This window comes from Pedobacter nutrimenti, from assembly GCF_003208655.1.
In the GTDB taxonomy this organism is placed as follows: Bacteria; Bacteroidota; Bacteroidia; order Sphingobacteriales; family Sphingobacteriaceae; genus Pedobacter; species Pedobacter nutrimenti.
In genome coordinates, this window is the sequence record NZ_QKLU01000002.1 from 771801 (window position 1) to 782639 (window position 10839).

At 37.6% G+C, this 10839-nt stretch carries 12 protein-coding genes; 10 read left to right on the forward strand and 2 right to left on the reverse strand.

The genetic code is table 11. From position 1 onward, the window contains the following. Positions 1–73: 73 nt before the first annotated feature. On the reverse strand, positions 74–1189 hold the full coding sequence (locus tag B0O44_RS08085) for a FecR family protein (RefSeq protein ID WP_110829088.1): 1116 nt from the start codon (positions 1187–1189) through the stop codon (positions 74–76). Positions 1190–1270: 81 nt separating this feature from the next. Then, on the reverse strand, positions 1271–1828 hold the full coding sequence (locus B0O44_RS08090) for an RNA polymerase sigma factor (protein ID WP_110829091.1): 558 nt from the start codon (positions 1826–1828) through the stop codon (positions 1271–1273). Positions 1829–1990: 162 nt separating this feature from the next. Here B0O44_RS08090 and B0O44_RS08095 point away from each other — a divergent pair, with 162 nt between their 5' ends. The 10 genes from B0O44_RS08095 (at position 1991) to B0O44_RS08145 (ending at position 10279) form a co-directional block, all read left to right on the forward strand. After that, positions 1991–2377 (forward strand): helix-turn-helix domain-containing protein, encoded by a 387-nt coding sequence (locus tag B0O44_RS08095; RefSeq protein WP_110829093.1) that lies wholly within the window; start codon positions 1991–1993, stop codon positions 2375–2377. A gap of 11 nt (positions 2378–2388) precedes the next feature. After that, positions 2389–2799: a helix-turn-helix domain-containing protein gene (locus tag B0O44_RS08100; protein WP_110829096.1), complete on the forward strand. Its 411-nt coding sequence runs from the start codon at positions 2389–2391 to the stop codon at positions 2797–2799. Positions 2800–2810: 11 nt separating this feature from the next. Beyond that, the gene (locus B0O44_RS08105; RefSeq protein WP_110829098.1) at positions 2811–3179 is read left to right on the forward strand and encodes a helix-turn-helix domain-containing protein; all 369 of its coding nucleotides are present in this window, start codon (positions 2811–2813) and stop codon (positions 3177–3179) included. 7 nt (positions 3180–3186) lie between these two features. Continuing rightward, positions 3187–4245: an AAA family ATPase gene (locus tag B0O44_RS08110; protein WP_110829108.1), complete on the forward strand. Its 1059-nt coding sequence runs from the start codon at positions 3187–3189 to the stop codon at positions 4243–4245. Next, complete coding sequence (locus B0O44_RS08115; protein ID WP_110829110.1) at positions 4245–4691, forward strand: hypothetical protein; 447 nt, start codon at positions 4245–4247, stop codon at positions 4689–4691. Before B0O44_RS08110 ends, B0O44_RS08115 begins: the two co-directional genes overlap by 1 nt. Positions 4692–5459: 768 nt before the next feature. Beyond that, positions 5460–6164: a metallophosphoesterase gene (locus tag B0O44_RS08125; RefSeq protein ID WP_170123285.1), complete on the forward strand. Its 705-nt coding sequence runs from the start codon at positions 5460–5462 to the stop codon at positions 6162–6164. 461 nt (positions 6165–6625) lie between these two features. Then, entirely contained in the window at positions 6626–8185 is a 1560-nt protein-coding gene (istA, locus tag B0O44_RS08130; protein WP_110829117.1) for an IS21 family transposase, read from the forward strand. Between the two features lie 14 nt (positions 8186–8199). Beyond that, positions 8200–8955 carry an IS21-like element helper ATPase IstB gene (gene istB, locus B0O44_RS08135; RefSeq protein WP_110829120.1) on the forward strand — a complete coding sequence of 252 codons (756 nt, stop codon included), beginning with the start codon at positions 8200–8202 and terminating at the stop codon, positions 8953–8955. A gap of 140 nt (positions 8956–9095) precedes the next feature. After that, the gene (locus tag B0O44_RS08140) at positions 9096–9389 is read left to right on the forward strand and encodes a hypothetical protein (protein ID WP_245943619.1); all 294 of its coding nucleotides are present in this window, start codon (positions 9096–9098) and stop codon (positions 9387–9389) included. Positions 9390–9523: 134 nt separating this feature from the next. Further along, a complete protein-coding gene (locus tag B0O44_RS08145) occupies positions 9524–10279 on the forward strand; it encodes an NERD domain-containing protein (RefSeq protein WP_110829122.1) in 756 nt (251 codons plus the stop codon). Positions 10280–10839: the final 560 nt, after the last annotated feature.

The following is a 10839-nucleotide window of genomic DNA, read 5'->3' on the forward strand; positions in this document are numbered from 1 at the left end:
TTTTTACTTTTGACTGAGCTAGACCGGCCCACAGTTCCTACACTGGGGCCGGTTGCTATTCACCAGGTGATATTTATTTCATTACCAATACCTTCCTTTCTTCTATTTTAAATCGGACTTCTCCGGTGGTTTCCAGAAGGCTTAAGACTTCTGAAATATTTTTAGATCTGGAAATCGAGCCAGTAAACTTAGCTTCATTTGGATAGTATTGATAAATTACCTCAATGTCATACCATCGGCTGATCATGTTCATGACAGATTTTAGATCTGCTCTTACAAATTGTATTTTGCCTTTTTTCCAAGCTAGTTCTAATTCTACATTCACTTTTTTTATCAATGTGGCGGCTTCAGAGGATATTGCCTGTTCCCCTGGCTTTAGATTAGATTTTCTAAAAGTCCCATCTTTTTTAAGGCTAATTACTCTCACCACCCCTTCTTGCAATGTTGTTTTTATAACTGCTTTCGGGTCATAGGCATTGATATTAAAATGAGTGCCCAACACCAATATTTCTTGATGCCCAACTTTAACGACAAAGGGGCGGCGCTTGTCTTTAAATACTTCAAAGTAGGCTTCGCCGCTCAAAGTCACCCTGCGCTTGTCCTCTCCACGCTCTCTTAAAGAGGTTGCAAAAGTTAAAGTTGAAGCGGCGTTAAGCCATACTTTTGTCCCGTCAGAAAGGACGATGTGATATTCACCACCTTTTGGTGTTGTGATTGTTGCTAATCCTGAAAAACTGTCAGTATTGTTGCTGAAAATTTTTGTGCCATCATTGTATTTGATTTTAGCGGCGTCAACAGCAATTCCGGTTTTAGTTTGGTTTAAGTTTATGATTTTGCCGTTTGCAAAGGTAAGGGTAGCTTTATTAGTACCAGGAGCAATGTCGTTGGCAATTTGATTTGTTATTGGTCGTATTTCTGAACGATAATTGAACAATAGGACGCCAACTGCGATTAAACTGACAGAAACTACTGCCGCAATTACTGACCAGAGTTTGATAGTTTTGGATTTGTCATTGAAACCAGGAAGATTTTTAATTTCTTCACGTAAGCTCTCAATTGTTTTAGGAGAGATATTGATGTGTTGAACGTCCAGTTGCATATACCAATTCTCTAGTAATGCTTTTTCCTGGTCAGTGCAGTTTCCTGCATTGTATTTTGAAATTAATCGTTTTGCTTCTTCAGTTGTCATTGTCAAAAGGTAATGGATTGAAGAAGTGTCGGCTTTACAGACGGGATTGGGAAAATAAAAAAGTATTTTTTTGAAAGGAATTTAAAATAGTGCAGTCAGTTTGGTTTTTAATACTTTGATTGCACCGTTTATATGTTTTTGAACATTATTCTCAGTTGTATTAAGCTTTTTGGCTATCTCTTTATACGATAAGTTGTCCGATTTATTTAGCTGAAATATTTGCCTCATTTTTTGTGGTAAGGATTGAATAGCTAAATCAATATATTTTTCCCACTCTCGTTCTCTGGTTAAATAGTCTGTATGAGCAATGTTTCCAGTATTGGTATAATCCTTTAAAGATGCAATGTATTTGGATTCAACATTCTGATGGTCAAAGAAGTCAAAAATGCGAAATTTTACCGCTGTAAGCAAGTAACCAGCTAAGTTTTCGACATCTGTTGTTTTTTGTCGTTTTATCCAAAGATTTACAAAAAGTTCTTGTACAATGTCCTTTGCCAGTTCTTCATCACCAAGTTTTCTATAAGCCTCAATAAATACTAAATAATGGTACCTTTCGTAGATTTCGGTATAGGCAGCATGATCCCCATCCTTTATCATGGATATCAAATCAGGGTCAGAAAGGCTTTTGTATCCCGACATTTGCAAAATGGATTGAATAATCAGCTTTAACAAAGGAGGAGATATAGACTGGATTTTGAGTAGTCAGTGACTAGTTCATTTGGTCAGATAATTTCCATGTTGGAAGTTTTTGTGTCTTATTGGAAGTTTAGCTATATTTGGTAAACTAAATTATTTGTAAAAATGGCAATTGAGGAAAATATTAAGTTTTTTAGAATACAAAAGGAGTACGACGTCCAGTATGTTGCTGGAAAATTGGGAATGACAGTTGAAGAATATGAATTAATTGAAAGCGGTACAAAAGATATTACCTATAAACAGCTTGAAGCGATTGCTGAAGTTTTTGTAATGACTACTGTTGATCTCATTCAACACAATGATGCTTCAGTTCCTGGAATTAAAAACTACTTCTTCAACCAAAATGGGAATAATGGAATAAATGTTAAATCACAAGGGGTTGATCCGGAATTAATTGCGAAATTCTATGATGATTTATATCATAGCCAATTAAAAAAGATACCAGTTCTTGAAAGCTTGTTACGTGACAATAATATTGACTATAATTTTTAAAATGTTGTAATATGAAAGGCCTGAATTTGAACGTTGGAAGTAACATCAAAGAAATAAGAGAAGTCGAAAAAAACTTTAAGCGAACTTATGTGGCCGAAAGGTTGAATATTTCGGAGAGGGCTTATAGCAATATCGAAAATAATGTGTCGGAATTAACCGTGTCAAGATTGGAAGATATTGCGATTATTTTTGATTGTAGCCCACTTTATATTCTGAATTATAAAACAGCTAAAAAAGAGTTCTATAATTATTTTCACAATAATGCAGGCAATAACGGTGTAAATATTATGAATCAAGGAGTACAGGCACAACCGACTATTACTGATAGAGTAGTAAAACTTCAAGAAGAATTGTTAGAAAGCGAAAGAAAACGAATAGCCTTATTAGAAGCACTACTAAAGAACAATAATATTGACTTTTAAATAAAAAAATTATGAGAATTGGTGATAATATTCAAGCGATTCGGGAAAAAGAAACCGAACTAAAAAGAGAAGATGTGGCAAATGTTCTCGGAATTACAACGAAGGCTTATAGCAATATTGAAAATAATGTGGCTGATGTTACCATTAGTCGATTATTTGAACTTGCGGAAATATTCAAATGTTCTCCAGATTATATTATCAATTATCAGGAGAAAGCGACCTATACAAATCATTTTAATAATTACGAGGGCAATAACGGAATTAATATAATGTACCAGGGGTGTACTCCAGATCAAGTAAAGAATCTGGAAACAGAACTTCACGAAAGCCAAGATAAATTAAAGCACCTGCGGGGAACGATAAAGAGCAGAGATAATTAGTAGAGTAATGAAAGAAACACTTCAAATAAAGAACTTCGGGCCGATAATTGACGCGAAAATAGAAGTTAAGGACATTAATATATTCATAGGCACCACCTCTAGCGGTAAAAGTACAGTAGCTAAACTTATTGCTATTTTTAAAAGTGGGCAACTAATATTACAGCCTGATTGGAGCGATTCGAACAACCCTAACAACTATTTAATTCAATTTAATAAGTTGCTTAATAACTATAACATTGAATTTAAAATTGATAAGGGCACTTATATAAAGTATGAATATGGAGAGCTATTTTATGAAATAAAAAAGGGGTATGTTGGTACGAATTATTTATCGAAGGTGAAAATTGGAATATTGAATCCAATTTATATTCCCGCTGAACGGACTTTTTTCCCTACTTTTTCACAGTCAATTTTTAACTTTTTAACTAACGATATTGCTCTTCCAAGATGGTTAATCGATTTTGGAGCAAAATTCGAGAAGGCAAAAACAGAGTTAAGCAGATTTAGAATTGACTTTTTAAAAGCTGATTATGTATTCACAAATGGTAATGATTTTGTTGAATTAGATAATGGTGGTGTCATTAAGCTATCTCAGGCATCAAGCGGTATGCAATCTATTATTCCTCTCATGCTGGTTGTACAGCATAACACCAATGCTGAGAAAAAGGGTGATGATTTGTTTATAATTGAAGAGCCGGAACTAAATTTATACCCTTCATCACAAAAGGATCTTACTGAATTTATTATTGAGCGGGTAAACCAATCTGAAGATAAGCTAATTATTACTACACACAGTCCGTACCTTTTAACCTCTATTGACAATTTGATCCAAGCAGGAAATGTGTCTAAAAGTAATCCACAATCAAGTAAAAAGGTAGAGAAATTAGTTCCATCGTCCTTGTGGATTGATTTTGATCGTGTTTCGTGCTATTTTTTTAATGACGGTGGTGCTAAATCTACACTTGATCTAGAAATCCATTCAATTGGTCCTTCTAATATTGATGATGTGTCAACTGAACTAAGCGAAACATTTGAAAATCTACTTACCTTAAAATATCCAGAATAATGACCTGTGAGGATTTAAGAGTAATTTTAAATGGTAATGCCGCTTGCTTTTCAAATGCCAGTTCTGCCATAGAAAACGGAAAGAAATTTATTTTTAACAATGTATCTGGCAAAACCATTTGCCGGGTACGGGTCGATAATTGCCTTATCGTAGACCAGACTATTAAAAAGTGTGATTTCCTGTTCCATATCGAAGAAGATGGTAAGTACTATCTGGTCGAATTAAAAGGTGTAGATGTTGATACAGCGATCAAACAGATCGAAAGCACTTTTGATATTGTAAACAGACAAATAAAAGCTTCTGCTCACAGTTATACTGGAATAATCGTTTCAAGTGCGGTTCCACAAGCTGCGCATCAAAAATTCAAAAATTTGCAAGACAAATTGTATCGTGACAAAAAGCTAATGATAAAGCGGAAGCAGCATCATTATGAAGAACGCATATAATAATATCTGCGACACTAATTACCTGCACAATCTAGATGGCCTGGAACACTTACCTGTTCTAAGTATTTTAGCCACAGTGCCGAAATGCTGCCAAAAAGCAGCTGGCGCTGGCTTCCGCCACATGCGGCGGAGTATTAATGGAAACTAGTACATCCTAGATAAAAATATGTACCTGTATAATGGGTTTTGTTAAAACACGTTTCTTAATGATTTGGAAGGCATACTTCCGGTAAATACCAACAGCATTTTAGATTAATACATATATTTCTGTATTTTTGTGTTGAGAGCGTTAATATGCGGGGGATCGGAACCAAATTCCGGCCCCTGCTATTTACTGCACTCTTGATTTATTATTGTAATAAACAACGTATTTATTAACGCTCCATATAGTGGACATAATCATCCCATCTTATGATACGATCTGATAATCTCCCAAAAATTAATTGTGTCCATGTATCAAAAATTGAAGCAGGTGTTGTTTTGGCGAACCTCGGCAAGCTTTTAGAAATAGAAGAGCGGAATGATTGTTACGCATTGATAATTTCCAGAATGAATGAAAAGCAGGTATTTAAATTTGAGAAAGATACTATATTAATTACCGTCTAGTATACTATTACAGAACGAGATGTAAAGGATACGAATGTGCAAAGTGGCGGGTGGGTTCAGTTAGAAGAATATTGCGACACTGTCGCAACATTTATGTTGGAGCCATTTTGTAGAGCTTACCGCTAGCCCGAAGAGAAAATACACCAGAAATAGCTGATGTCGATGAAGCATATTTTTATTCCAGATCTACATGGCCGAAATAGCTGGCAGGATATTGACTTTAAACAATATAACAAGGTCGTATTTTTAGGTGATTATGTGGATTCCTTTACTGAAGAAGATGAGGCTATCTATAATAACTTGGTTGCGGTAATCAAACTCAAACGTAAGTACTGGAAAAAGGTTATATTGCTTTTGGGCAATCATGATGTGCAATATCTACATTTTCCCAGGTATCAGATCAAGGGTTTTCGCCCGAGTATGCAAAGGCAGTTAACCGAGCTGTTCAATCAGAACAAAGATTGTTTTCAAATGGCTTACCAGCGAGGAAACTATATTTTTACACATGCGGGAATTTCCAATTCCTGGTACAGGGAGTTTTTGAGATCACCAATAATTAATGACATCAGGGATGATAATGATACTACCGCCGATCTCATTAATAAAGTTGAGGCAGAAGGAAGCCCACAACAACGGTATATGTTATATAGCGAGGGTATACACAGAGGCGAGCCGGGTGATCTAGGACTAGGTAGCCCGATATGGGCAGATCGAAAGGAAACTATGCTAGATATGCTCACTGGCTATCGCCAGGTTGTAGGGCATACCCAGGTGCTTGAACCTGAAGCAATTCGCTACACTTGCAATTCTATCACCTATATTGATGTACTGCATACCATGACTTATTTTCACGAAATGGATATTTAATGCCATGTGAGCATTTGTATTTATTTGGTGATTCCAATACAATACATATATTTGCGATTGTTAAAACTGTTATCTACTGCATGTCACCAGGATGCAGCCACAGATTGAGCACAATTTCTCCTACCCGAAGGACTGACAAAGTCCCCGGAATTGTGTCGAGATGATCTTTCCGTAATAACAGGAAAACTAATATTATTATATACTCCAATTCAATTGGGGTCGCCGCAGATTGAAGCACGAATTTTTCCGACCGAAATGATTTCGAGGTTGGCGAAATAGGTGTTTATATGATCTGGGAGTAATAGAAAATCAAGTCATTTTATATCGATAGTCGCCGATACTTACCGCTAACTATGGGGTTAACGCAACATGTTTTCAAAATGTAAATCACATGATCTTTCTTATGTTCTCGTGCTGTAGCGGCCTATTCAAGTTGGAGGATTTCAATAATCATTCAATTAATGGCTAATACCACTATCAGTATGAATAAAATCAGACAAATTCTAAGGTTGTATGACCAGGGGAAGGGAAAGCAAAAGATTGCTGACTATGTCGAAATATCCCGTAATACAGTAAAAAAATACATTGCCGCATTTGAAGCCTGTGATTATCCTATTAAGGAGGTTGATGGCTTAGACGACGATGAATTGAACGATCTGTTTGGTGAGATCAAAGAAAAACCTAAATCAAAAAATCGACGTATGGAGGCATTGGTACGCTGCTTTCCAAAGATGGAAAAGGAACTAAAACGTACCGGAGTCACCAGGGCCACGCTTCATGAAGAATACATGAAAGAATTTCCTAATGGCTACAAGTATACCCAGTTCTGCCATTATTTTAACTTATGGCAAGAGAAAGTCACTCCAACAATGCACCAGACACATAAAGTTGGGGATAAGCTATTTGTTGACTTTGCTGGTAAAAAGTTGAGCTATACGGACATGGAGACCGGAGAGGTAATAGAGGTTGAGGTTTTTGTAGCGATCTTAGGCGCAAGCCAGCTTACCTATATTGAAGCTGTTGCAAGCCAGCAAAAAGAGGACTTTGTTAAGGCTTGTGAAAATACATTGCACTACATTGGGGGTGTTCCCTCGGCCATCGTCCCAGATAATCTGAAAGCAGCCGTAATCAAGAGCCACCGTTACGAGCCGACCCTAAACCAAACTTTTGAATCTTTTGCACAACATTATGACACATGTGTGCTTCCCGCCAGAGCCTATAAACCAAGAGATAAGGCATTAGTTGAAGGAGCTGTACGGATCATGTATACCCGGATCTACCTTCCGGTTAAGCAGAAAGTCTATCATTCCCTTGCAGAGTTGAATAAGGCCATTTGGAAAAACCTGGAGCACCATAATAATCATTTACTCAAAGGACGTGATTACAGCCGGAGAATGCAGTTTGAAGAGATTGAACGGAAAGAACTTAAACCCCTTCCGGTTGATCGATTTGAAATCAAAGATCAGGTTTGGTCTAAGGTAAAGACCGATGGTCATGCCTATCTTGGTCAGGATAAACACTATTACAGTGTTCCATTCCGTTTTGTCCATTCCAAAGTAAAAATTCTATATACGGCTTCTACTGTAGAAATCTTTTTTAAAAACGAACGTATTGCAGTCCATAAACGGGATAAGGCAAAATACGTTTATACCACCAACAAGAATCACCTAAGCCAACGGCACCAGTACTCCGCAGATCGTTCACCAGAACGGTATTTGGAACGGGCTGCGGCTATCCATGATGATGTTAGGGCGGTTATTGCAGTTATGTTGGAAGGTAACAGGCACGTAGATATGATCAATCGGTCATGTGAAGGCGTATTGAGCCTGGTAAAAAAGTTTGGCCCCGAACGCCTTGCTGGTGCATGCCGAAGGGCAATGGACTTTGGCGTACACACCAAGTTCAAATCTATCCAATCGATTTTGGAAAGTAACATGGATGGCCACCGGGAAAACCCTTTTGCTGGCGAACTCCCGATGCCTAGCCACAAGAACATCAGGGGTGAAAAATATTATAAATAGACTTAACAATTATTATGAACAATTCAGACACTTTAGATAAGCTAAGAGAAATGAAATTCTTTGGCATGTTCCACACCTTTAAAGCACAGTTAGACACTGGAAATACGGAGAAATATACCCCGGATCAATTTTTAGCAGAATTGGTGGAGGCAGAATACGAGGATCGTGTAAACCGCAGGATCAATAGACTTATAGATGCAGCAAAATTCCGATATAAGGGTTCCATAGAGGACATCAACTTTCATCGTGACCGAAGCATCGACCGCAATCAGATCATGAGGCTTGCAGAATGTGGTTTTATTGAAAAGCATGAAGATGTGCTGATCACTGGCCCAACAGGAATAGGTAAGAGCTATATTGCCTCAGCACTAGGTTACCAGGCTTGTGCCAAAGAATACAAAGTGCTATACTGGAGTACGCCTAAGCTCTTCACCAGATTGAAGCAGGCTAAGGCAGATAACAGTTACATCAAAGAGATGGCGAGAATCGAAAAAGCAGAACTGTTGATTCTGGACGACTTTGGTCTGCATCCGCTGGATGCCACATCCAGAGCAATGTTGATGGACATTATCGAGGACAGGCATGATAAAATGTCCCTGATCATTACCTCTCAGCTCCCGGTGAAAGATTGGTACAATATCATTGGAGAAAAGACCATTGCTGATGCGGTGCTAGACAGGATCGTTCATAGTGCGCATAGAATTGATGCCACCGGAGAATCCATGAGAAAGACCCGGCCAAAAAAGACTGAAGAAAATAACTATGAATAACTAATGAGGCGGTAAAAGTGGCCACTAGAATAAAACCAGGAGTTCCAACGATGGTGGCCACTCAATTCGCATTAAGTGTCGGAAGGTTCCAATAAACTGACTTTTCCATTTGGGCGAAGGCTTTTAGAATCCAATTTATTATGAAATCTAAACCAACTACAGGAATTAAAAAGTACAGAATTGAAGAGTTGTTGGAATATCTTACTGTTAAAGAATATAAATTTGTAATGAAGATTCTGCCAAAGGCCATCGGTATTTCCATGAATACCTTGATCAATTATAAGAACATAGAAGAAGGCAGTAGAAAAGATATTCCGTATCAGAAAGTTGTTGCTCTGGAAAGATTCTTTGGCATAAGGGAAGGTGATCTGGCGAACGTTAAACCCTGGGGTAAAAACTTCAGGGAGCTATATAAACTATCAAATAAAGAATAATTAAGTAGATTAGTATAGATTTTGAGCAATTAACGATCAATATTTTGCAGTTCCCATGATGGGGTTGATCTCTAATGTGCCAAATGGAACTTGATCACTAAAACGATAGCCAAATTCCGATAACAGATTAAATTATGCCGGATATCATTGTAGACATTTGGATTTTAATGATATTCATTGTCCCAGCTGTAATCTATGCCGTATATAGACGACGTATAAAAGGTTCGATAGGAGAGAAAACTATAGCATGGAAGCTGGCTAGATTGTCTAAGTCTAAATACAAAGTGATCAATAATCTGGTATTAGAGGCTGGAGGCAGGACATCACAGATTGATCATTTGATTATTTCAAATTGTGGGTTGTTTGTGATTGAAACCAAGAATTTGAAAGGATGGATTTTAGGGTATGAGAATTCTGAGTATTGGACGCAAATTTTTTATAAGAGAAAGGAGCGTTTCTATAATCCAGTACGTCAAAATTGGGGGCATATCAGAGCTTTAAAGCTTAATCTTAACGATTTTCATAACATTAAATATATTCCAATTGTCGTTTTTTTAAGCGATGCAACCTTGAAGGTGGAATCGGATTCTGATGTGATCTATTCTGGGCAACTATTGAGGACGATTAAAGGCTACAAAGAGATTATACTCTCAGACATAGAAAAGAAGGCTATTTTTGAAAAATTAAGCTCGCTTAATATTAGTCAAAATTTTAAGCGAAGCGCTCATGTAAGGGCTATTAGAAAACGTGTATCTGAGCGATCAAAATTAATCGAGAGAAATGTTTGTCCACAGTGTGGATGTGAATTAGTTATACGCAGCGGTACGTATGGAAAATTTAAAGGTTGCAACAACTTCCCTCAATGTAAGTTTACTGCTGATGATAGTTAGAAGATTGTGGTGTTTTATGTAAATAGCAGATAGAAAACTCTTGCTAATTATTTATTAATTTTGCTGTACATGAGGGACTTTTTGGGTATGGGAGTTTCGACAAAACTGACCCCTGCATTCCGCAATTAAACTGCCACTGCATTTCGCTCTAAATTAACCCCTTCATTTCGGGGCAAATTGACCCCCTTTTGTCTCTCAAGCCACTTTTTCCAGCCCGAAAGGATCAATTTATCTTTAAGTTTTAAGGCTAAATAATAGCCGCTAAGCGTCGATGTACCCTGCGAATAGAGTGTTAGTCCAGATTGCGGACTGAACCGATTATACGGGCTTATTTGAGACCGCATTAAAATACCTGGCAGGACGGTCTAAGCTGAAGGTTTGTTTTGTTCTGAAAAGGCGGGTGAAGGGAATGATAGCCAGGTTGAGCTACTTTTGCCCGGTGCAAGATCGGGGGTTGTTAAGAATTAATTATCTTTGATAAGACTTCGTGGGGCATTCGCTACCACGCTCGGCAGCCAATCAGGTGGTCAGCTTGATCCGAAACAAGGGGGTCAGTTTCA

What these genes read in the sequence shown, in the direction of transcription:
- B0O44_RS08085 (WP_110829088.1), bottom strand. Translation starts at nt 1,189, where the DNA reads ATGACAACTGAAGAAGCAAAACGATTAATTTCAAAATACAATGCAGGA.
- B0O44_RS08090 (WP_110829091.1), bottom strand. Translation starts at nt 1,828, where the DNA reads ATGTCGGGATACAAAAGCCTTTCTGACCCTGATTTGATATCCATGATA.
- B0O44_RS08095 (WP_110829093.1), top strand. Translation starts at nt 1,991, where the DNA reads ATGGCAATTGAGGAAAATATTAAGTTTTTTAGAATACAAAAGGAGTAC.
- B0O44_RS08100 (WP_110829096.1), top strand. Translation starts at nt 2,389, where the DNA reads ATGAAAGGCCTGAATTTGAACGTTGGAAGTAACATCAAAGAAATAAGA.
- B0O44_RS08105 (WP_110829098.1), top strand. Translation starts at nt 2,811, where the DNA reads ATGAGAATTGGTGATAATATTCAAGCGATTCGGGAAAAAGAAACCGAA.
- B0O44_RS08110 (WP_110829108.1), top strand. Translation starts at nt 3,187, where the DNA reads ATGAAAGAAACACTTCAAATAAAGAACTTCGGGCCGATAATTGACGCG.
- B0O44_RS08115 (WP_110829110.1), top strand. Translation starts at nt 4,245, where the DNA reads ATGACCTGTGAGGATTTAAGAGTAATTTTAAATGGTAATGCCGCTTGC.
- B0O44_RS08125 (WP_170123285.1), top strand. Translation starts at nt 5,460, where the DNA reads ATGAAGCATATTTTTATTCCAGATCTACATGGCCGAAATAGCTGGCAG.
- istA (WP_110829117.1), top strand. Translation starts at nt 6,626, where the DNA reads ATGGCTAATACCACTATCAGTATGAATAAAATCAGACAAATTCTAAGG.
- istB (WP_110829120.1), top strand. Translation starts at nt 8,200, where the DNA reads ATGAACAATTCAGACACTTTAGATAAGCTAAGAGAAATGAAATTCTTT.
- B0O44_RS08140 (WP_245943619.1), top strand. Translation starts at nt 9,096, where the DNA reads ATGAAATCTAAACCAACTACAGGAATTAAAAAGTACAGAATTGAAGAG.
- B0O44_RS08145 (WP_110829122.1), top strand. Translation starts at nt 9,524, where the DNA reads ATGCCGGATATCATTGTAGACATTTGGATTTTAATGATATTCATTGTC.